Origin of the sequence: Actinoplanes aureus (genome assembly GCF_015704865.1) — a bacterium.
Taxonomy (GTDB): Bacteria; Actinomycetota; Actinomycetes; order Mycobacteriales; family Micromonosporaceae; genus Actinoplanes; species Actinoplanes aureus.
Window position 1 is genome coordinate 13180 of sequence record NZ_JADQTO010000004.1, and the last position, 20495, is coordinate 33674.

The 20495-nt window shown below is 70.4% G+C and carries 20 protein-coding genes and 1 tRNA gene; 14 read left to right on the top strand and 7 right to left on the bottom strand.

Features of this window, described 5'->3' with window-relative positions:
* Positions 1–31 precede the first annotated feature (31 nt).
* Positions 32–1066, bottom strand: coding sequence for a hypothetical protein (locus I4J89_RS08825; protein ID WP_196413386.1), 1035 nt, complete (start codon positions 1064–1066; stop codon positions 32–34).
* A gap of 70 nt (positions 1067–1136) precedes the next feature.
* Between I4J89_RS08825 and I4J89_RS08830 the strand changes: the two genes are divergently transcribed.
* Positions 1137–2030, top strand: coding sequence for a TatD family hydrolase (locus tag I4J89_RS08830; protein WP_196413387.1), 894 nt, complete (start codon positions 1137–1139; stop codon positions 2028–2030).
* Between the two features lie 4 nt (positions 2031–2034).
* Here I4J89_RS08830 and I4J89_RS08835 read toward each other — a convergent pair whose 3' ends face one another.
* Positions 2035–2457: a hypothetical protein gene (locus I4J89_RS08835; protein ID WP_196413388.1), complete on the bottom strand. Its 423-nt coding sequence runs from the start codon at positions 2455–2457 to the stop codon at positions 2035–2037.
* Positions 2458–2515: 58 nt separating this feature from the next.
* Here I4J89_RS08835 and rsmA point away from each other — a divergent pair, with 58 nt between their 5' ends.
* From rsmA to I4J89_RS08855, 4 genes are all read left to right on the top strand, one after another.
* Positions 2516–3502: a 16S rRNA (adenine(1518)-N(6)/adenine(1519)-N(6))-dimethyltransferase RsmA gene (gene rsmA / locus I4J89_RS08840; protein WP_230858631.1), complete on the top strand. Its 987-nt coding sequence runs from the start codon at positions 2516–2518 to the stop codon at positions 3500–3502.
* Positions 3499–4446, top strand: coding sequence for a 4-(cytidine 5'-diphospho)-2-C-methyl-D-erythritol kinase (locus I4J89_RS08845; RefSeq protein WP_196413389.1), 948 nt, complete (start codon positions 3499–3501; stop codon positions 4444–4446). Before rsmA ends, I4J89_RS08845 begins: the two co-directional genes overlap by 4 nt.
* Before the next feature lie 8 nt (positions 4447–4454).
* The gene (locus I4J89_RS08850; protein ID WP_196413390.1) at positions 4455–6251 is read left to right on the top strand and encodes an ABC-F family ATP-binding cassette domain-containing protein; all 1797 of its coding nucleotides are present in this window, start codon (positions 4455–4457) and stop codon (positions 6249–6251) included.
* A gap of 159 nt (positions 6252–6410) precedes the next feature.
* A complete protein-coding gene (locus tag I4J89_RS08855) occupies positions 6411–6872 on the top strand; it encodes a DUF4383 domain-containing protein (RefSeq protein WP_196413860.1) in 462 nt (153 codons plus the stop codon).
* 24 nt (positions 6873–6896) lie between these two features.
* Here the strand turns inward: I4J89_RS08855 and I4J89_RS08860 are convergent, their stop codons facing one another.
* On the bottom strand, positions 6897–7499 hold the full coding sequence (locus I4J89_RS08860) for a TetR/AcrR family transcriptional regulator (RefSeq protein WP_196413861.1): 603 nt from the start codon (positions 7497–7499) through the stop codon (positions 6897–6899).
* A gap of 245 nt (positions 7500–7744) precedes the next feature.
* On the opposite strand from I4J89_RS08860, the gene I4J89_RS08865 reads away from it, so the two are divergent.
* The 9 genes from I4J89_RS08865 to cysN all read left to right on the top strand — a co-directional run bounded on the left by I4J89_RS08865 (position 7745) and on the right by cysN (position 17130).
* Positions 7745–7819, top strand: a tRNA-Gln gene (locus tag I4J89_RS08865).
* Positions 7820–7885: 66 nt separating this feature from the next.
* Positions 7886–9325 (top strand): bifunctional UDP-N-acetylglucosamine diphosphorylase/glucosamine-1-phosphate N-acetyltransferase GlmU, encoded by a 1440-nt coding sequence (gene glmU, locus I4J89_RS08870; protein ID WP_196413391.1) that lies wholly within the window; start codon positions 7886–7888, stop codon positions 9323–9325.
* 112 nt (positions 9326–9437) lie between these two features.
* Positions 9438–10418, top strand: a complete 981-nt coding sequence (locus I4J89_RS08875) for a ribose-phosphate diphosphokinase (RefSeq protein ID WP_196413392.1) — start codon at positions 9438–9440, stop codon at positions 10416–10418.
* 306 nt (positions 10419–10724) lie between these two features.
* Positions 10725–11336 (top strand): 50S ribosomal protein L25/general stress protein Ctc, encoded by a 612-nt coding sequence (locus I4J89_RS08880; RefSeq protein WP_196413393.1) that lies wholly within the window; start codon positions 10725–10727, stop codon positions 11334–11336.
* 84 nt (positions 11337–11420) lie between these two features.
* On the top strand, positions 11421–12008 hold the full coding sequence (pth, locus tag I4J89_RS08885; RefSeq protein WP_196413862.1) for an aminoacyl-tRNA hydrolase: 588 nt from the start codon (positions 11421–11423) through the stop codon (positions 12006–12008).
* Positions 12009–12147: 139 nt separating this feature from the next.
* On the top strand, positions 12148–13935 hold the full coding sequence (locus tag I4J89_RS08890) for a sugar transferase (protein WP_196413394.1): 1788 nt from the start codon (positions 12148–12150) through the stop codon (positions 13933–13935).
* 37 nt (positions 13936–13972) lie between these two features.
* Complete coding sequence (locus I4J89_RS08895; RefSeq protein WP_196413395.1) at positions 13973–14863, top strand: 3'(2'),5'-bisphosphate nucleotidase CysQ; 891 nt, start codon at positions 13973–13975, stop codon at positions 14861–14863.
* 57 nt (positions 14864–14920) lie between these two features.
* Positions 14921–15832 (top strand): sulfate adenylyltransferase subunit CysD, encoded by a 912-nt coding sequence (cysD, locus tag I4J89_RS08900; RefSeq protein WP_196413396.1) that lies wholly within the window; start codon positions 14921–14923, stop codon positions 15830–15832.
* A complete protein-coding gene (gene cysN / locus I4J89_RS08905) occupies positions 15832–17130 on the top strand; it encodes a sulfate adenylyltransferase subunit CysN (protein ID WP_196413397.1) in 1299 nt (432 codons plus the stop codon). Before cysD ends, cysN begins: the two co-directional genes overlap by 1 nt.
* On the opposite strand, the gene I4J89_RS08910 is transcribed toward cysN, so the two are convergent.
* The 4 genes from I4J89_RS08910 to galE form a co-directional block, all read right to left on the bottom strand.
* Positions 17114–17944: an ATP-binding protein gene (locus I4J89_RS08910; RefSeq protein ID WP_230858632.1), complete on the bottom strand. Its 831-nt coding sequence runs from the start codon at positions 17942–17944 to the stop codon at positions 17114–17116. The two genes, cysN and I4J89_RS08910, sit on opposite strands and share 17 nt — an antisense overlap.
* Before the next feature lie 115 nt (positions 17945–18059).
* Entirely contained in the window at positions 18060–18284 is a 225-nt protein-coding gene (locus I4J89_RS08915; RefSeq protein WP_196413399.1) for a hypothetical protein, read from the bottom strand.
* Positions 18285–18321: 37 nt separating this feature from the next.
* The gene (gene galK / locus I4J89_RS08920) at positions 18322–19467 is read right to left on the bottom strand and encodes a galactokinase (RefSeq protein WP_196413400.1); all 1146 of its coding nucleotides are present in this window, start codon (positions 19465–19467) and stop codon (positions 18322–18324) included.
* Complete coding sequence (gene galE, locus I4J89_RS08925; protein WP_196413401.1) at positions 19464–20438, bottom strand: UDP-glucose 4-epimerase GalE; 975 nt, start codon at positions 20436–20438, stop codon at positions 19464–19466. Before galE ends, galK begins: the two co-directional genes overlap by 4 nt.
* Positions 20439–20495: the final 57 nt, after the last annotated feature.

The window sequence follows — 20495 nt, forward strand, 5'->3', positions numbered from 1 at the left end:
CCGGCGAAAGCCGGCCCCTTTTTGCATGTCCTCAGAGCTGGTACGCGAGATCCGCCAGGTGATGGTCGGTCAGCTCGTCCACCGCCGCCCACGCCTCGTATACGCCCCGCTCGTAGCAGCGGGCCCCGGTCCGGTTGATCGCCTCGGCGTCCGGGCGGAGCAGCCGCAGCCGGGCCCAGGTCTCGTCGCGCTGAAGCACCCAGCAGGCGGCCCCGCGCCAGACGGCCTGTTCGGCCCGGCGGCTCAGCGTCTGCACCGGGTAGCGGGCGGCCCGGGTGAGGGCACGTACCCGGAACTCGCCCGGCGGATCGGCCACCGCCTCGTGCTCCTGGTCGTTGATCCGGCCGATCAGCCGCGCGGAGCCGGCCGCGGTGCACGGCACGTACTCCCGGTCCGGGCTGCCTCCCGGGATCTCGCCGAGCAGGCCACGCCAGCGCGGCCCGGCCAGCCGCAGCCAGCCGTGCTGTTCCGGCTGGTACGTGTAGAGCACCACCTCGTCCCCGCCCGGCACGTACGCCAGCAGCTGCGCGTTGGCCGGCAGCGGAAGGTCGGCGAAGCCGCTGGTGACGAACTCCGGGATCAGGTCGTCGGTGCTCGGGGTGAACCCGGTGCCGAGCACCATCGCGCCGATCCGGGAGTGGGCCGGCAGCGCGGCCAGACCGGGCTGCGCGGGTTCCGCCGGGATCTCGAAGTCGAGCGGGTCGGTGGCTCGCCAGCGCAGCGCGAAAGCCACCCGGTCGTCGGCGGCGCCGTCGGTGCGCAACAGGGTCAGCTGCTCCGGCTCGCGCAGGTGGGCGATGTCGCAGGACCGGTAGCAGAAGCCGTACGGCAGCCAGCCGCCCAGGTGCCCGGCGACCTGGGCCGCGGAGAGCACCTTGGTCATCCGGGTGCCCCGGCGGATCGCCGCGGTGTCCCGGATCCGGCGCAGCTCCGGATCTTCCCGGTACACCGCGGACTGGCTCATCGACTGCACCTGTTGCCAGCTCAGGTCGCGGCGCAGCGGAGCCATCAGGGGCGGGTCCAGCGGGTCGGCGCCGAGATCACTGTCCTCACCGGTCACGGTCACGCGGCGCAACTTAAGTGACGCCGGTGGATACCGGATGAACGGCCGGTTACCGAAAAATGCGACGTGCACAATGTCTCACATGCCATCACCATCCGAATCGCGTCGCGCCAAGAGCTCCCGCCGGGCCGGTGAGTTCCCGCCGGCTCCGGAGCCGCTCGCGGTGCCGGTCTTCGACAGCCACACCCACCTCGACCTGACGGTCCAGGAGGCCGGTGTTCCGGGCGGCGGAGCGGGCGACCCGATCGACGCATTGATCACCGCCGCGGCGAAGAGCGGCGTGGACCGGCTCGTTCAGGTGGGAGTGGACGTCGACTCGTCGCGCTGGGGCGCCGACCTGGCCGATCGGCACGACTCGGTGCTGGCCACGGTGGCGCTGCACCCGAACGACGCGCCCCGCCTCTCCGATCTGGACGGCGCGCTGCGCGAGATCGAGGCGCTCGCGGCCCGGCCCCGGGTGCGCGGCATCGGGGAGACCGGCCTGGACACCTTCCGGACCGGTGCGGAGGGCCGCGCCGCCCAGGAGGAGAGCTTCCGGGCGCACATCGCCATCGCGAAGCGGTACGGCAAGGCGCTGATCATCCACGACCGGGACGCCCACGACGACGTGCTCCGGGTGCTGGACTCGGAGGGCGCTCCGGACACTGTGGTCCTGCACTGCTTCTCCGGCGACGCGGAGTTCGCCGCCGAGTGCGTACGCCGCGGCTACTACCTGAGTTTCGCCGGGACGGTCACCTTCGCCAGTGCGGGGAGCCTGCGTGAGGCGGCCGTGATCACGCCGCCGGAGCAGATGATGGTGGAGACCGACGCGCCGTATCTGACACCGACGCCGCACCGCGGGCGGCCGAACGCGTCCTACCTGATCCCGTTGACCGTGCGGGCACTCGCCGAGGTGCGGGGCGCCGACGTCGACGAGCTCTGCGCGGCGATCTCGGCGAACGGCGAGCGGGTCTTCGGGGCCTGGTAGCTGATCAGTCGAGCTCGACCCAGGCGGCCACGCCCAGCTCCCGGCTGAGTTGCTCGAGCTGGGTCGCGAAGGCGGTGGGTGCCGCGTGCAACGGGCCGCGCGAGACCATCCGGACCGCCCAGCGGTGCCCGGGCGCGATGTTGAAGATGCGATGCACCACCTGGGAGCCGCGCTGGTCCGGCTCCACGCTGGTGACACCGCGGTACCACCACTCGCCCTGCTGGGTGACCGAACGCGCGGCCCGGTCCACGGTCACCGTGATCCGGCTGCCGTCCCGGACCATCACGAACTCGTCGCCGTCGGAGTGCTCGATCGTGCCGGCGGTGGCGAGCGGGGAGCGGCCACCCGGCAGCACGTCGAGCAACACCGCGGCGACCCGGTCCGGTGCCGCCTCCACCACACCGCGAAGCACCAGCAACTCGGTCATGAACCATTACTACCCGGCGGTGTCCAGCAGGGGGAGGCCTCCGCCTTAGGCTCTGGGCATGGCTGACTCACCGAATCTCTCTCAACCCGGGCACCGGGGCTCCGGCCAGGTGGAGAAGAGTTCGCTTCTCGGCCCGGCGGAGATCCGGGAGCTCGCCGCTCGTCTCGGCGTGGCGCCGACCAAGAAGCTCGGCCAGAACTTCCTGCACGACCCGAACACCATCCGGCGGATCGTCGCCGCGGCCGGCCTGCGCCCCGACGACGTCGCCCTGGAGGTCGGTCCCGGCCTCGGTTCGCTCACCCTCGGCCTGGTCGACGCGGTCCGGCACGTGCACGCGGTGGAGATCGACCCGACGCTGGCGGCCGCCCTGCCGGACACCGTCTCGGCCGCGCACCTCACCGTGCACCCCGCCGACGCGCTCCGGGTGACCGGCGACCGGTTCGACCCGGCGCCGACCATGCTGGTGGCGAACCTGCCCTACAACGTCGCGGTGCCGGTGGTGCTGCACCTGCTCGCCGAGTTGCCCACCCTGCGCGGCGGGCTGGTCATGGTGCAGAAGGAGGTCGCCGACCGGCTCACCGCCGGTCCCGGCTCCAAGGTCTACGGCATCCCGTCGGTGAAGCTGGCCTGGTACGCGGAGGCCAGGCCGGCCGGCAAGGTCCCGCCCGCGGTGTTCTGGCCGGTGCCCAACGTGGATTCCGGCCTGGTCGCCTTCACCCGGCGGACCCCGCCGGAGGGTGCCGGGCGGGCCGAGGTCTTCGCGGTGGTGGACGCGGCGTTCGCGCAGCGCCGCAAGACCCTGCGCGCCGCGCTGGCCGGCTGGGCCGGCGGCCCGGACCGGGCCGAGCAGGTGTTGCGCGCGGCCGGAATCAGCCCGCAGGCGCGTGGTGAGGCGCTCACGGTGGGTGAGTTCGTCGCGATCGCGGCGGCGGCGAAACTGTCGGGGTACGGCGGTAAGCTCAGCCCGTCCGACGCAGAGCCCGAGGAGAGACTCATGACCGGGGAACCTGTGGGTGAAGCTCCGATCCGGGACGTCACTCCGTGACAGAGGCCTGGGGACCGGACGACGACGAGCCGCGCCCGCACCACGGTCCGGTCAAGGTGCGTGTTCCCGCGAAGATCAACCTGCATCTCGGGGTGGGTCCGCTGCGGCCGGACGGCTATCACGAGCTGAACACCGTCTACCACGCGATCAGCCTCTTCGACGAGCTCACCGCCCGGCGCGGTGACACGCTCACGCTCACCATGGAGGGCGAGGGCACCGGCGACCTGGCGCTGGACGAGAGCAACCTGATCATCCGGGCCGCGCGAGCACTCGCCGCCCGCGGCCGCGTCCCGGCATATGCGCGGTTGCACCTGCGCAAGTCGATCCCGCTGGCCGGCGGTCTGGCCGGCGGCAGCGCCGACGCCGCCGCCACGCTCATCGCCTGCGACATGCTCTGGGGCCTCGGCATGTCCCGCGACGAGCTCGCCGAGGTGGGCGCCCAGCTCGGCTCCGACGTGCCGTTCCTGTTGCACGGCGGCACCGCGCTCGGCACCGGCCACGGCGAGGCGGTCAGTCCGATCCTGGCCCGCCCCACCGCCTGGCACTGGGTGGTGGCGATCGCCGACGGCGGCCTCTCCACCCCGGCGGTCTACCGCGAGCTGGACGTGCTGCGCGAGAGCTCGTGCTCGCCGCCTCCGTTGGGCGGGCCGGACCATCTGATGGCCGCGCTGCGCCAGCGCGATCCCGAGGTGCTCGGCGCCGCACTCGGCAACGACCTTCAGCCGGCCGCGCTCTCGCTCCGCCCGCAGCTCGCCGACGTGCTGAAAGCGGGCCACGAGGCGGGCGCGATCACCGGCATCGTCTCCGGCTCCGGGCCGACCTGCGTCTTCCTCGCCGCTGACGCGGGGCACGCGCAGCGGGTCGCGGCCGGGCTGAACGCGGCCGGGGTGTGCCGGGCAGCGGTCACCGCCCGCGGGCCGCAGCCGGGCGCGCGGGTAATCTAGACCGCATCGTGGCCAACATCATCAACCTGGACCGGGTCAACAAGGGTTACGGCGCCGCCGGTCAGCTGCTCACCGACGTCTCGCTCGGCCTGGACGACGACGCCCGCATCGGCATCGTCGGTCTCAACGGGGCCGGCAAGTCCACCCTTCTACGACTGATCGGCAAGACCGAGGAGCCCGACTCCGGCCGGGTCACCCACCGGCGCGACCTGCGGGTCGCCGCCCTCCCGCAAAACCTGAACCTGGCCGGTGACCTGACCGTCCGGGACGTCGTGCTCGGCACCGCCTGGCTACCGCAGGGGATGGGCGCCGAGCACGAGTGGGCCGGTGACTCCGGGGTCCGCCTGATCCTGGACGGCCTCGGCATGGGCTATCTCGGCCTGGACACGCCGGTCGGCCCGATGTCCGGTGGCGAGCGCCGCCGGGTCGCGCTCGCCGCGCTGCTGGTCCGCGAGAGCGACCTGCTGATCCTCGACGAGCCCACCAACCACCTCGACGTGGCCGGCGTGGACTGGCTGGCGAAACATCTACTCACCCGACGCGGCGCGCTGCTCGTGGTGACGCACGACCGGTGGTTCCTCGACGAGGTCTGCACCGCGACCTGGGAGGTCGTGGACGAGCAGGTACACACCTACGAGGGTGGTTACGCGGCCTGGACGCTGGCCCGGGCGGAACGGCAGCGGGTGGCGGCCGCCGTCGAGGCCCGCCGGCAGAACCTGTTGCGCAAGGAGATCGCCTGGCTGCGCCGCGGCCCGCCGGCCCGGACCTCGAAGCCGAAGTTCCGGATCGACGCGGCGAACGAGTTGATCGCCGACGTCCCGCCGGTCCGCGATACCGTCAGCCTGCAGAAACTGGCGACCACCCGGCTCGGCAAGCAGGTGTACGACCTGGAGCAGGTCAGCCTGAACGCCGGTCCCAAGCCGATCTTCGGGGAGCTGACCTGGCAGGTCGGTCCCGGCGACCGGATCGCCATCCTGGGTGCCAACGGCGCCGGCAAGACCACCCTGCTGCGGATGCTGGCCGGGGTGACGAAGCCGGACGGCGGGCGACTGGTCACCGGTTCCACGGTCCGGGCGGCGTTCCTCTCCCAGGAGCTCAAGGAGCTGCCCGGGCACCTGCGTCTGCTGGAGGCCGTCGAGGAGGTCGCCAAGCGGGTCAAGCTGGGTGACCGGGAGCTGTCGGCGGGCCAGCTCGCCGAGGTGTTCGGCTTCACCGACAAGCGGATCTGGACTCCGGTCAGCGACCTCTCCGGCGGAGAGCGGCGCCGTCTTCAGATGCTGCGCCTGCTCGCCACCGAGCCGAACGTGTTGTTGCTCGACGAGCCGACGAACGACCTGGACACCGACACCCTGGCCTCGCTGGAGGACCTGCTCGACTCGTGGCCGGGCACGATGGTGGTGGCCAGCCACGACCGTTATCTCGTGGAGCGGGTCACCGACACGGCGTACGGGATGTTCGGCGACGGCCGGTTGGTGCACCTGCCCGGCGGGGTGGACGAGTACCTCGCCCGGGTTGCGGTTCCGGGTGCTCCGGGCGTACCCAGCAAGGGGGTTGAGGCGCAGCAGAGCGCGCCGGGCCTCTCCCAGGGTGAGTTGCGCCAGGCTCGCAAGGATCTGGCGCGGCTGGAGCGGCAGATGGACAAGCTCTCCGAGAGGGAAGCGAAGATCAACGAGAGCCTGGCCGAGCACGGCAGCGACTACGACAAGCTGGTCGAGCTGGAGGCGCAGCTCAAGGCGGTGCAGCAGGAGCGGGCGCAGACCGAGGAAGCCTGGCTGGAATTGGCCGAGCAGGTGCCCCAAAACTGAGGCTTATTCGCGACCCACCTTGAGTTTTGTGGTCGCAACCGGCGTGCTCGGTATCAACCGTCGCGAATAAGCCTCACCGATCCGGGGGGTGTGCCTGCGCCGCTTGCGGGGGATACGCGAGAATCGGTCCGAAGACAACTGACCTTGGAGACGGACACCATGGCGCACAACCCGGTCAACCACCCCCTGCGGCCGATCTACCGCGTGGTCGGCTTCATCACCGGCGGGTACCTGGTGGCCTTCGGCATCCTCGGCCTGATCAACACGGCCGGCGAGCCGTTCGCCAACGAGACCGGCGTCCGGGTGCTCGGCCAGGAGACGAACATGCTCTGGTCGATCATCACGCTGATCGTCGGTGGCCTGGTGCTGCTCGGCACGGTGATCGGGCGCAACCTCGACGTCGCGATCGACAAGTACCTGGGCTGGGCGCTGCTGGTGCTCGGCAGCTACTCGCTGGCGGTGATCCGGACGGACGCGAACTTCTTCGGAGCCAGCGTCTCCACCGTGGTCGTCACCTACATCGCCGGACTGCTGCTGATCACCATCAGCCTGTACAGCAAGGTCGTCCCGGCCGCGGAGGCCGGTTCGCCGCGCCAGGTGCGCGAGGGCCGGACCGCCTGATCCGCGTCTGACCGCCGGGCCCGCTCAGCGGACCCGGCGGGTCAGCAGGCCGGGCTTGGTCTCCAGGTGGGAGAGACCGTTCCAGGCCAGGTTGACCAGGTGCGCGGCAACCATCTCCTTCTTCGGCTTGCGTGCCTCCCGCCACCACTGCCCGACCAGCGCCACCATCCCGACCAGCGCCTGCGCGTAGAGCTCGGCGACCTTGGGGTCCAGGCCACGGTTCTTGAACTCGGCGCCCAGAATGTGTTCCACCTGGTGCGCCACGTCGCTCATCACGCTGGAGAAGTTGCCGCCCGCGGAGAGCACCGGCGACTCCCGGACCAGGACGCGAAATCCGTGCGGCTCCTCCTCGATGTAGTCGAGCAGCGCCAGGGCCGCCTGTTCCAGCAGCTCCCGGGGGTGTCCCGCGGTCAGCGCCGTGGCGATCCGGTCCAGCAGGGCCCGCACCTCACGGTCGACCACGACGGCGTAGAGGCCCTCCTTGCCGCCGAAGTGCTCGTACACCACCGGTTTCGACACCTTCGCCCGGGCGGCCACCTCCTCCACGCTCGTGCCGTCGAAGCCGCGCTCGGCGAAGAGCTGCCGGCCGGTCGCGATCAACTGCTCCCGGCGCTGGGCGGCCGACATGCGGACTCGCGGCGCCGGTGTACGGCGGTCCCCCTGATCGCTCACCGGCCTATCCTGCCAGGCGATCCACAGTCGTCCTCGATGTCCGGGCTTGCGTGACCTGGCAAATGGTGAAGGCAACTCGATCGATGGACTCGCCGCTGCTCAGCCGCCCTCTCATCGCCCTCCCGCAGGCCGGGCCGGGCTGGACTGGGATACTGACTTCGGGCGGTGGTCGCCGGGCGCTAGTGTGACGACCGGACCGATCGGCTGTGGTGTAATTGGCAACACTAGGGATTTTGGTTCCCTCATTCCAGGTTCGAGTCCTGGCAGCCGAGCCACTTGTCGCACGCGGTTGACGTGACGCCGCGCCCGCAAGATGCCACTGCGAACGATGGAGTTGCCGCGTGAGCCAGGCCCCCAGCCGTACCGTTGTCGTCCTCGCCGCCGGTGAGGGCAAGCGGATGAAGTCCGCGACGCCCAAGGTGCTGCAGCCGCTTCTCGGCCGCACTCTGCTCGGGCACGTCCTGCACGTGGCCTCCGCGATCCACACCGACCGCACCCTGGTCGTGGTCGGTCACAAGGCCGACCAGGTGGGCGCGTTCCTCGCCGACGCCGCACCGGACGCCACCCCGGTCCTCCAGGCCGAGCAGAACGGCACCGGTCACGCGGTCCGGATCGCGCTCGACGCCGCCCCGGAGCTGACCGGCACCGTGGTGGTGCTCAGCGGCGACGTTCCGCTGCTGCGGCCGGAGACGGTCGAGGCGCTGCTCACCACCCACGAGCGGGCCGGCGCCGCGGCCACGGTGCTGAGCGCCGAGGTGGCCGAGCCGGGCGGTCTGGGCCGCGTCGTGCGGGACAAGAACGGCCACCTCGAACGGATCGTCGAGCAGAAGGACGCGACTGAGGAGGAGCGCCGGATCCGCGAGATCAACTCGGGGATCTACGCCTTCGACGCGGTCCTGCTCCGCGAGGCTCTCGGCAAGCTCTCCACGGACAACGCGCAGGGCGAGGAGTACCTGACCGACGTCTTCGGGATCCTCGCCTCGCAGGGGCACCCGGTGGCGATCGAGGTGGCCGAGTTCGCGTACGAGACGCTCGGCTGCAACGACCGGGCCGAGCTGTCCCGGCTGCGGGTCCTGATGCGGGACCGGATCAACGACGCCTGGATGCGCTCCGGGGTGCTGCTGCTCGACCCGGCCACCACCTGGATCGACGCGACGGTGACGCTCGAGGCGGACGCGGTCGTGGAGCAGAACTGCAAGCTCTCCGGGACTACGACGGTGGCCCGGGACGCGGTGATCGGCCCGGACACCACGCTCATCGACACCACCGTGGCCGAGGGTGCGACCGTCCTGCGTACCCACTCGATCGGGGCGCGGATCGGTCCGGAGGCGACGGTCGGCCCGTTCTCCTTCCTGCGGCCGGGTACCACGCTGGCCCGCAAGTCCAAGATCGGCGGTTTCGTCGAGGCGAAGAACGCCGAGCTCGGCGAGGGCGCGAAGGTGCCGCACCTGACCTACGTGGGCGACGCGACGATCGGCGCGAAGGCGAACATCGGCGCCGGCACGATCTTCGCCAACTACGACGGGGTACGGAAGAGCCGGACCGTCGTGGGCGAGGCGGCGTTCGTCGGCTCGGACACGGTCCTCATCGCACCGGTGGAGATCGGTCCGGGGGCGTACGTGGCCGCCGGCAGCGCCGTTGCGCAAGACGTCCCGGCCGGCAACCTCGGGGTGACCCGGGCGCAGCAGCGCAACATCGAGGGCTGGGTTGCGCGCAAGCGCCCGGGGACGGTTTCGGCGGCCGCCGCCGAGGCCGCGGATATCACCTCTGAGCAGGAGTGATCCAGCCGGGGTGAGCCATCCCACCCGGCGGGCTCGAAACGTGGCGGTTACGTTGCGGCAAGGGATACTTCACTGCGAACCCACCCCCTAATCACACGGGAGCAGCGAGCCGATGGGCAGCATCGTCGCCGAGAACCGTAAGAGTCTGATGCTCTTCTCCGGCCGGGGTTTCCCGGAACTGGCCGAGGAGATCGGCCAGGTGCTCGGCGTGGCGCCGACGCCGTCGGATTCGTACGAGTTCGCCAACGGTGAGATTTTCGTGCGATTCAAGGAGTCGGTGCGCGGCTCGGACGCCTTCGTGGTCCAGTCGGTCACCGAAGGGGTGAACCGCTGGGTCATGGAGACCCTCATCATGATCGACGCGCTGAAGCGTGGGTCGGCGAAGCGGATCACCGTGGTGTTGCCGTTCTACCCGTACTCGCGGCAGGACAAGAAGCACCGCGGCCGTGAGCCGATCTCCGCCCGTCTGGTCGCCGACCTGCTCAAGACCGCCGGCGCCAACCGGATCCTCACGGTTGATCTGCACACCGCGCAGATCCAGGGCTTCTTCGACGGCCCGGTGGACCACCTGTTCGCGATGGACATCCTCGCCGAGTACGTGCAGAAGAAGTTCGCCGGCCGCCCGATGACCGTGGTGGCGCCGGACTCCGGCCGGGTCCGGGTGGCCGAGCGGTGGACCGACCGCCTCGGCGGCTGCCCGCTGGCCTTCATCCACAAGACCCGTGACCCGCTGAAGCCGAACCAGGTGGTGGCGAACCGGGTGGTCGGCGAGGTCGAGGGCCGGGTCTGCCTGATCGTCGACGACATGATCGACACCGGTGGGACGATCACCAAGGCGGCGGACATCCTCTTCGAGGAGGGCGCGGCCGACGTGATCGTGGCCTCCACCCACGCGCTGCTCTCCGACCCCGCCACCGAGCGGCTGAAGAACAGCCGGATCAGCGAACTCGTGGTGACGAACACGCTGCCGCTCTCGCCGGAGAAGCGACTCGACAAGATCACCGTGTTGTCGATCGCCCCGTTGCTGGCCCGGGCGATCCGTGAGGTGTTCGACGACGGCTCGGTGACCACTTTGTTCGGTGGTCTCAGCTGAGCCCTGTTTCTCCTGTGGTGCAAGTTGCATCCGTGGAGTGATTTTTTGCGGACGCCGTCAGGTGGCCGGACCCGCTGAATGATGCGCAATCGTGGCAGGTAAGCTAGTGCGGTTGCCACGGCGAGGGTGCTTCGTGGGCTGTTGAGGTTCGCAGCCCGCTCGAGGCGCCGTCATCGACGCGGTGCTCCGGGTTCGCGCCCGCGCGCCATCTTGCCCGGCAGCGCCGAAAAACCACCGCAGCACTGCCGGATACCGCAGCCGCAGACTTAGACGCAGCCCGCTTCGAAGAGTTTCAGGAGTTTCCCCGTGTCCGAGGTAAAGATCAGCGCCGAGCCCCGTACCGAGTTCGGCAAGGGTGGTGCCCGCCGCACGCGCCGGGCCGGCCTGGTGCCCGCCGTGCTGTACGGCCACGGCGAGAAGCCGCAGCACATCGCGCTGCCGGCCCGTGAGTTCGCGGCCGCCATCCGCCACGGCGGTCTCAACCAGATTTTCACGATCGACATCGCCGGCGGCTCGGGCGCGACCTTCGCCCTGCCGAAGGCGATCCAGCGTGACCCGATCAAGGACACTTTCGAGCACGTCGACCTGCTCATCGTGAAGCGTGGCGAGAAGATCCAGGTGGACGTTCCGGTGACGCTGACCGGCGAGGCCGCCAAGAACACGCTCGTCGTGCACGAGTCGAACACGGTCGCCGTGGTCGCCGACGCGCTGCACCTGCCCTCCGAGCTGGAGGTGTCGATCGAGGGTCTCGAGGCCGGCTCGCACGTCACCGCCGGCGACGTGCAGCTGCCGCGCGGCACCGAGCTCGCGGTGGACCCCGAGACCGTGCTGGCGATCGTCAACGCGGCGCAGACCGTCGCGCCGGCCGAGGACGAGGCCGCCGCCGAGGGCGAGACCGAGGGCGAGAGCGCGGAGTAAATCTGTCGCGCAGCAGCGGTAAGCCAGTTATCAGGGAAAGTGCCGGGTGGCACTTTCCCTGATGTGTATGCGGGAGGCGAAGGTATGAGCGACGAGGCGCCCTGGCTGGTGGTCGGCCTGGGAAACCCGGGCCGGGAGTATGCGGGCAACCGGCACAACGTGGGCTTCATGGTGGCCGACCTGCTGGCTTCCCGGATCGGCGGGAAGTTCGGGCGGGCGAAGCGCGCGCAGGCCGAGGCGGCGGAGGGCCGGCTGGGCTTCGGCGGACCGCGGCTGATCCTGCTGAAACCACTGACCTACATGAACCTGTCCGGTGCCCCGGTCGTGTCGCTGGCACAGTTCTTCAAAGTTCCTGTGGCGAATGTGATCGCGGTGCATGATGAGCTTGATGTGCCGTTCGGACAGGTTCGGGCGAAACTCGGCGGAGGCGAGGGCGGGCACAACGGGCTGCGCTCGATGTCGAAGTCATTGGCGACCAAGGACTACGCGCGGGTGCGGTTCGGGATCGGGCGTCCCCCGGGACGGCAGGATCCGGCCGATTACGTGCTCTCCGACTTCTCCGCGGTGGAGCGCAAGGAGCTGGACTTCCTGGTGGATCGGGCAGCCGACGTGGTCGAGGCGATCGTTCTCGAGGGCGTCGAATGGGCGCAGAACAAATACCACGGGAATTGATGTCCGCGGGCCGAAATCAAAAATCCGTTTGGGTCTTTTTGTCCGCCTAGTCATACCGTGACGCGCTCCACCGTCCGTCCGTTGGTCACACGGACGCACGCGAATCGGTGCGACGGCCGACGTGACGGGAGGTTCGAGGATGTCGCAGGACGTGTCCGAGGGCCTGGCGGACGCGTTGACCGAGCCGACAGTGGTACTTCCGGTGATCCGGCCGGAGCGCGTCCCGCCGGCTCCGCCGCCCGGGCACGGCCCGGCGAATCATCCCCCCGGCAACCACGGCCCGCAGCATCCGCCCCGCCGGGGAAGCGGTCTCAACAAGATTCCCGCTCCAGGTGTGCCGCTGAGCCCGGCACCGGCCGGCGCGGAGACGCGCAACGCCGCGCCGCGCACCGTACGCTCCGCTCCCGACCCGGCCCGGAACCGCGCGATGGAGCGGCACTGGTCGGACCGGCCCAGCCGCTCGCAGGCGGCCCGGGCCGCGAACCGCCCGTTCGTCCGGGCGCGCGGCCGGCACGCGGCGATGTCGCGGCGGCAGCTCTGGGAACGCCGGTACGTCCGGGCGCTCGTACTCTCCGACCTGGTCGCCGGGATCGTCGCCGGGGTGGTGACCTTCATGGTCCGCTTCGGGGACGCGGTGACCGCGTACAACCGTGGATACATCGTCCTGTCCGCGCTGCTGCCGGTCGCCCTCCTGGTCGTCCTGGCGATCTGCCGGGCCTACGAGCGGCGCTACCTCTTCGTCGGCAGCGACGAGTACCAGCGGGTGATCCGGGGCGGGGTGGGCCTGATCGCCGGTACGTCCGTCGTGTCGTACGCCCTGGATCTGGACCTGGCCCGCTCGTACGTCCTGGTCGCCCTCCCGGTCGCGATCGCCACGGTGGTGATGTCGCGGTTCCTGCTGCGCAAGCGGCTGCACCTGGCCCGGACCCGTGGGGACAACCTCCGTCGGGTGATCGTCGTCGGACACGAGCTGTCGGTCATCGGGATCACCCGGCAACTGCGCCGCGAGCGGTACCACGGCCTGGAGGTGGTCGGCGCCTGCCTGCCGCCGGACGCCGACGGGATCGGGATGGCCGACCTGACCGTCTACGGCACGTTCGACGACGTGGCGAGCGCTGTGGTGCAGGCGGACGCGGACACCGTGGTGGTGCTCAGCTGCCCCGAACTGGACGGTGCGGCGGTACGCCGGCTCGCCTGGCAGCTGGAGCGCGACGAGGTGGACCTCGTGGTGGCCAGCGCGCTGGTCGACGTCGCCGGAGCGCGTACCACCATCCGGCCGTTCGACGGCCTGCCCATGCTGCACGTCGAACATCCCCGGCTGCACGGTGGATCGCGCCTGGTCAAGGACGTGGTCGATCGTTTAGGCGCACTCCTGCTCCTGATCCTTTCCGGTCCGGTGCTCCTGAGCGTGGCGCTCTGCGTGGGACTCACCTCGCGGGGACCGGTACTCTTTCGGCAAGTGCGCGTGGGACGTGACGGCCGTCATTTCCGGATGTTCAAGTTCCGCAGCATGTACGTCGACGCCGAGGCTCGGTTGCACGAGCTGAGGCACCTCAACGAGCACGACGGTGTGCTCTTCAAAATCCGCGACGACCCGCGGGTCACCCCGGTCGGACGGTGGTTGCGCAGGTTCTCGCTGGACGAGCTCCCGCAGCTGCTCAACGTCCTGTCGGGGCAGATGTCGCTGGTCGGGCCACGGCCGCCGTTGCCGACGGAGGTTGCCGCCTATGCCGACGACGTCCGGCGCAGGCTGGCAGTCAAACCCGGCATGACCGGTCTGTGGCAGGTCTCCGGGCGTTCCGATCTCTCCTGGGAGGAAGCCGTCCGGCTCGACCTCCGTTATGTGGAGAACTGGTCCCTGAGTCTGGATCTGGTGATCCTGCTCAGGACGGTGACCGCGGTGGCGCGGTCGTCCGGCGCGTACTGAAGGTCGAGCCTGCCGAAAGGCGAGGAGGAGCTAGAGGATGGGCGAGCAGACGAAGACGTCGGCACGCATTGCGGGTCAGCGGGACGCCGGTGAGAACGGCACCCCGCCGGTGATCGACGCCGCCTTCGCCCGCTGGCTGGCGGATCGCGCCGGCCAGGTGCTGCTCCAGGTGCGCGACGAGATGGGGTACGCCGACCCGAAGGCCCTCAAGGCGGCCGGCGACCAGGCCGCCCACGATCTGCTGCGTGCCGAGCTGGCCCGCTGGCGTCCGGCCGACGCAGTGCTCTCCGAGGAGGACGAGCACGCCCGGGTCGCCTGGCGGGACGGCGAACAGACCTCAGTACGCCCGGACCGGCTCGGCGCCTCGCGGGTCTGGATCGTCGACCCGCTCGACGGCACCCGGGAGTTCTCCGAGGAGGGCCGTACCGACTGGGCCGTGCACGTGGCGCTCTGGACCGCCGACTCGTCGAACCCGTCCTGCCTTGCGGCGGGCGCCGTGGCGATGCCGGCTCAGCACTGCACCCTCGCCACCGACAAGCCGCCGGCCTACCCGCCGATGCCGCTGGAGTCGGCGACCGGGGGAGCGATCCGGATCGCGGCCAGCCGGACCCGGCCGCCCGCCTTCGTCACCGCGCTCGCCGAGGAGATCGGCGCGGAGCTGGTGCCGATGGGCTCGGCCGGTGTGAAGATCGCCGCGGTGATCAGCGGTGAGGCGGACGCGTACGTGCACGCCGGCGGCCAGTACGAGTGGGACTCCGCCGCCCCGGCCGCCGTGGCGTTGGCCACCGGCCTGCACGCGTCCCGCCTCGACGGCTCCCCGCTGGCCTACAACCAGGCCGATCCCAAGCTTCCTGACCTCGTCGTCTGTCGCAAAGATCTCGCTCCTCGGTTGCTTGCTGCGATCCAGAGGCATCTTCCGCAACAATGACGACTCGGCAAAACCCTGCCCGGCCGATAACCCCCGAAAGGTCTGGGGACTGAACCCATGAGCCAGACGAAGCCCTACCGCGTCTCGCATCTGGATGCTCTCGAAGCCGAGAGCATCTTCGTCATGCGGGAGGTCATGGCCGAGTTCGAGCGCCCCGTGCTGCTCTTCTCCGGCGGCAAGGACTCGATCGTGATGCTGCGCCTCGCGGAGAAGGCTTTCGCCCCCGCGCGCATCCCGTTCCCGGTCATGCACGTCGACACCGGTCACAACTTCCCCGAGGTACTCGAGTACCGCGACCGCCGGGTGGCCTCACTCGGCCTCAACCTGGTCGTGGCAAGCGTGCAGGAGGCGATCGACACCGGCCTGGTGCGTGAGCTGCCCGACGGCACGCGCAACCGCATCCAGACTCCGGTCCTGCTCAACGCGGTGGAGAAGTACCGCTTCGACGCCTTGTTCGGCGGCGCGCGGCGGGACGAGGAGAAGGCCCGGGCCAAGGAGCGGATGTTCAGCTTCCGCGACGAGTTCGGCCAGTGGGACCCGAAGAACCAGCGTCCCGAGCTCTGGGGGCTCTACAACGGCCGGCACCACCCGGGCGAGTCGATCCGGGTGTTCCCGCTCTCCAACTGGACCGAGCTGGACGTCTGGCACTACATCGCCAAGGAGCAGATCCCGCTGCCGAGCATCTACTACGCCCACGACCGCGAGGTCGTCGAGCGCGGTGGGATGTTCTACGCGGTCAACGAGTTCATCCGGCTGCGTGACGGTGAGACGTCCGAGGTCCGCCGGGTGCGGTACCGGACGGTCGGTGACGCGTCGCAGACCGCCGCCGTGCTCTCCGACGCCGACACCGTCGACAAGGTGATCGACGAGGTCGCCGCGACCCGGATCACCGAGCGGGGCGCGACCCGCGGTGACGACAAGGTCAGCGAGGCCGCGATGGAAGATCGCAAGCGAGAGGGTTACTTCTGATGAGCCAGGCAGTTCTCGAGCCTGACGCCGCCGCGTCCCGCGGCATGGACCTGCTGCGGTTCGCCACCGCCGGAAGCGTCGACGACGGCAAGTCCACGCTCATCGGCCGGCTGCTGTTCGACACCAAGACGATCTTCGCGGACCAGCTGGAGGCCGTCGAGGCGGCCAGCGCGTCCCGCGGCGACGAGTACACCAACCTGGCTCTTCTCACCGACGGCCTGCGCGCCGAGCGGGAGCAGGGCATCACCATCGACGTGGCGTACCGGTACTTCGCCACGCCGCGGCGCAAGTTCATCATCGCCGACACCCCGGGCCACATTCAGTACACCCGGAACATGGTGACCGGTGCGTCCACGGCCGACCTGGCGCTGATCCTGGTCGACGCCCGCAAGGGCCTGGTCGAGCAGTCCCGCCGGCACGCCTTCCTGACCAGCCTGCTGCGGGTGCCGCACCTGGTCCTGTGCGTCAACAAGATGGACCTGGTCGACTGGGACCAGAAGGTCTTCGAGCGGATCGCCGACGAGTTCACCTCGTTCGCGGCGAAACTCGACGCCCCCGACCTGACGATCATCCCGATCTCCGCGCTCAACGGCGACAACATCGCCACCCGGTCGGAGAACACCCCGTGGTACGAGGGCCCGTCCCTGCTGCACCACCTGGAGCACGTGCACATCGCCAGCGACCGCAACCTGGTCGACGTGCGGTTCCCGGTGCAGTACGTGATCCGCCCGCAGTCGACCACGGTCACCGACTACCGCGGCTACGCCGGCCAGGTCGCCTCCGGCATCCTCAAGCCGGGCGACGACGTGATGGTCCTGCCCTCCGGCATGACCAGCACCATCTCGTCGATCGACACCGCCGACGGCCCGGTCGACGAGGCGTTCCCGCCGATGTCGGTGACGGTCCGGCTGGCCGACGAGATCGACATCTCGCGCGGTGACATGATCTGCCGCCCGCACAACGCGCCCACGCCGGTCCAGGACGTCGAGGCGATGGTCTGCTGGATGGACGAGACGGCACCGCTGCGGGTCGGCGGCAAGTACGCGATCAAACACACCACCCGGACCGCCCGTGCCGTGGTCCGCGGCCTTCAGTACCGGCTCGACGTGAACACGCTGCACCGCGACGAGACGGCCGGCGAGCTGGCGCTCAACGAGATCGGCCGGGTCAAGCTGCGCACCACGGTGCCGCTGCTCGCCGACGAGTACCGGCGTAACCGTACGACCGGCGGATTCATCCTGATCGACGAGACCACCAACCGTACGGTCGGCGCCGGGATGATCATCGAGGCCCGTTAGGCGCTGTGGGCGACGGCTCGGAAGCCCGGATCGTCGCCCACACCACCTTGCCGCCCTCGGTGGGCGTCGAACCCCACAGCGTGGCGATGCTGTGCACCGTGCGCAGGCCCCGGCCGCGCTCGTCGAGCGGCAGGTCCGGCCGTGGCCGGGTCAGCCGGATCATCTGTGGCAGCCGCGGATCCCGGTCGGTCACGGACAGGTGCAGCCCCGCGCCACGCCGGGTCACCGCCACCCGGATCTCGGTACGCGCGTGCTCGACCGCGTTCGTCACCAGTTCGGACATCACCAGCCGGCTCGGGTGCAGCAGGTGCCCGAGGCCCCACTCCAGGCAGGCGTCCCCGATCAGGTTGCGGGCCACGCTGGGTGCGTCCGGATCGGGCGACAGGATGGCGCTCACCCGTTGCGCACCGGGTATCCGGCCGACCAGCGCCACCCGGGCCTGGCGCACCTTCGCGTAGACCGGCAGGAAACGGCCCGCCCCGAGAGCCTGCATCCGGTCGGCCAGCGGCAGGTCCGGAGGCACGCAGAGGGCTAAGTGTACGGGCGGTTCCAGGCCGGCGGCGACGTGCTGTGCCGTCGCCCAGACGGCGGCGCTCTCGCTGTGCGGGTCGAGCAGACCGGTCAGATCGACGATCAGGGCGTCCGGGTGTTCGGTGAAGCAGCGACGCAGCGTGACCGAGGCACTGGTACGCAGCCGAGCGTCCCAGCGGCCACGCACGGTGATTACGGAGATGGCGGCGTCGTCGTCGGCATCCACGCTGACGGTGACGCTCTGCTCGGCCTCATCACGAAGAACCGGCGGACTGACCCCCATGCCGGACACCATAACCGCGTGGCCGGTGGGCGGGCCTCTGGTCTCGCTCCTGTGGGTGATCAGGCGAAAGGCCGAGCGAACCCCACGGATTGGTGGCCCCGAGGGGCCGAACGGCTCACTTGTCGTCGTGGGCCTCGTGGTCCTCGTCGTGGTCCGAGAGTTCCTCGATCGCCTCGGTGATGGCACCGGTGAGGTCCCCGGCCGGTACGGCGATGCTCTCGCCGTCGACGGCACCGATCGGTTCGGGCTGTGGCGCGGTCCCCTCACCGGCGAAGCCGAACTCGTTGGGCTCGTTGGCTTCCCGGGACTGGTCCTGCGGCGGGTTGGCCTCGGTCGTCATGAGACGAGGCATACCCGCCGCGGGTCCGGTCGAAGCGTTACAGCCGGGTCGCGCCGGGACCGGCGACGGCCACCCAGCTGGTCGGGGCGGTGAAGCTGTGCTCGGCGTACGCCTCGGCCACCGCTGCCGCGGTCGCCTCCGCCCGGTCGGCGTCGACCAGGGCGAGCACGCAGCCGCCGAAGCCGCCGCCGGTCATCCGGGCGCCGTACGCCCCAGCCGCCAGCGCCGCCTGCACGGCTACGTCCACCTGCGCCACGGTGATCTCGAAGTCGTCGCGCATCGAGGTGTGCGAGGCGGTGAGGAGCGGGCCGATCTCGCGGGTCCGCCCGGACCGGAGCAGGGTGACGGTGTCCAGCACCCGCTGGTTCTCCGTGACGATGTGCCGGGTGCGCTTGCGCATCACGTCGTCGTCGAGCCGCTCCAGCGCCGCCGGCAGCTCGTCCACGCCGACGTCGCGCAGGGCGGCCACGCCCAGTGCCGCGGCCGCCGCCTCGCAGGACTTGCGGCGGGCGCCGTACTCACCGTCGACGTGCTGGTGCGGCGCATTGCTGTTGATCACGAGGATGGCCAGGCCCTCGGCGGCCAGGTCGAACGGGATCTGCTCCACCTGGTACGTCCGGCAGTCGAGGAACAGGGCCCGGCCCCGCTGGCACCGGATCGACGCGGACTGGTCCAGGATCCCGGTGGGTGCGCCCACGTAGAGGTTCTCGGCGCGCTGGGCGAGCGCCGGCCGCTTCTCCACCGGCAGGTCCAGCCCGCCCAGATCGGCGAGCGCGGTCAGCACCGCCGACTCGAGGGCGGCCGAGGAGGACAGCCCGGAGCCGAGCGGCACGTCCGAGGCGATCGCGATGCGCGCCGGGGGCACGTCGAAGCCGGCGTCGTGCAGCGCCCAGACCACCCCGGCGACGTACGCCCCCCAGCCGGTCACCTCGCCCGGCTCGGTGATCCCGAAGGTCACTGGCTCGGGGACCAGCGTGGAGCAGACCGACCACTGGCCGCCGGTCGCCGGTGCGGCCGCCGCCACCGTGCGCTGCGGCAGCGCGAACGGCAGCACGAAGCCGTCGTTGTAGTCGGTGTGCTCGCCGATCAGGTTCACCCGGCCGGGCGCGGCCCAGAGACCGGCCGGCTCGGACCCGTACGCATCCTGGAAGGCCGCCTGAGCGGTCGCCACGACGTCGCTCATGCCACATGCTTCTGGTAGAAGGTCCAAGCGTCACCGATCATTGCCTGCAACGTGTTTTTCTGCGGCGTCCAGCCCAGCTCCGCGCGAGCACGGTCGGAGGAGGCCACCAGGGTGGCCGGGTCGCCGTCGCGCCGCGGTGCGATCTCGACCGGGATCGCCGCGCCGGTGACCTCGCGGGCGGCCTCGACCACCTGCCGGTTGGAGAACCCGTTGCCGTTGCCCAGGTTGTAGATCCGGTGCTCGCCGGCCACCGTGGCGTCGAGCGCCAGCAGGTGGGCCCGGGCCAGGTCCTCGACGTGGATGTAGTCGCGGACGCAGGTGCCGTCGGCGGTGGGGTAGTCGTCGCCGAAGAGCTGGAGCTTGTCCCGCTTACCGGCGGCCGCCTGGAGGGTGATCGGGATGAGGTGGGTCTCCGGGTCGTGCCGCTCACCGATCTCGTACTCGTCGGTGATGTAGGCGCCGGCCACGTTGAAGTAGCGCAGCGACACGGCGGCCAGGCCGTGTGCGAACGTCTCGGACGTCAGGGCCAGGTCGAAGGTCAGCTTGGTCGATCCGTACGTGCTGGTGGGGGCCTTGACGGCGGCCTCGGTGATGGGCAGCTCGACCGGGTTGCCGTAGACCGCGGCGGTGGACGAGAAGATCACCCGAGGCACCTTCGCGGCGCGGACGGCGTCGAGCAGAGCCAGCGACTTGACCACGTTCTCGTGCCAGTAGAGCTCCGGCTTGGCCATCGACTCGCCGGCCGCGATCAGGCCGGCGAAGTGCAGCACGGCGTCGAAGCCCGCGTCCGGCGTCAGCACCCGCCCGGCGTCCGCGATGTCGGCCTGGACGAAGGTGGCGTCCGGCGCCACCGCCTCGCGGAAGCCGGTGCGAAGGTTGTCGAGGACGACCACCTCGTGGCCGGCGTCCAGCAGTAGCCTGCTGGTCACGCTGCCGACGTAGCCGGCGCCGCCGGTGACGAGCAATTTCACGACTGGGCCCTTTCCCTAGTTCGGTCTATAGAATTTCTCAAAAACGCTCATAAGTCA

Excerpts from the sequence above, each read along its gene's own strand:
- I4J89_RS08830 (WP_196413387.1), top strand. The coding sequence starts at position 1,137 with ATGTCTCACATGCCATCACCATCCGAATCGCGTCGCGCCAAGAGCTCC.
- I4J89_RS08835 (WP_196413388.1), bottom strand. The coding sequence starts at position 2,457 with ATGACCGAGTTGCTGGTGCTTCGCGGTGTGGTGGAGGCGGCACCGGAC.
- rsmA (WP_230858631.1), top strand. The coding sequence starts at position 2,516 with ATGGCTGACTCACCGAATCTCTCTCAACCCGGGCACCGGGGCTCCGGC.
- I4J89_RS08855 (WP_196413860.1), top strand. The coding sequence starts at position 6,411 with ATGGCGCACAACCCGGTCAACCACCCCCTGCGGCCGATCTACCGCGTG.
- I4J89_RS08860 (WP_196413861.1), bottom strand. The coding sequence starts at position 7,499 with ATGTCGGCCGCCCAGCGCCGGGAGCAGTTGATCGCGACCGGCCGGCAG.
- I4J89_RS08875 (WP_196413392.1), top strand. The coding sequence starts at position 9,438 with ATGGGCAGCATCGTCGCCGAGAACCGTAAGAGTCTGATGCTCTTCTCC.
- pth (WP_196413862.1), top strand. The coding sequence starts at position 11,421 with ATGAGCGACGAGGCGCCCTGGCTGGTGGTCGGCCTGGGAAACCCGGGC.
- I4J89_RS08890 (WP_196413394.1), top strand. The coding sequence starts at position 12,148 with ATGTCGCAGGACGTGTCCGAGGGCCTGGCGGACGCGTTGACCGAGCCG.
- I4J89_RS08895 (WP_196413395.1), top strand. The coding sequence starts at position 13,973 with ATGGGCGAGCAGACGAAGACGTCGGCACGCATTGCGGGTCAGCGGGAC.
- cysD (WP_196413396.1), top strand. The coding sequence starts at position 14,921 with ATGAGCCAGACGAAGCCCTACCGCGTCTCGCATCTGGATGCTCTCGAA.
- cysN (WP_196413397.1), top strand. The coding sequence starts at position 15,832 with ATGAGCCAGGCAGTTCTCGAGCCTGACGCCGCCGCGTCCCGCGGCATG.
- I4J89_RS08910 (WP_230858632.1), bottom strand. The coding sequence starts at position 17,944 with ATGGGGGTCAGTCCGCCGGTTCTTCGTGATGAGGCCGAGCAGAGCGTC.
- I4J89_RS08915 (WP_196413399.1), bottom strand. The coding sequence starts at position 18,284 with ATGACGACCGAGGCCAACCCGCCGCAGGACCAGTCCCGGGAAGCCAAC.
- galK (WP_196413400.1), bottom strand. The coding sequence starts at position 19,467 with ATGAGCGACGTCGTGGCGACCGCTCAGGCGGCCTTCCAGGATGCGTAC.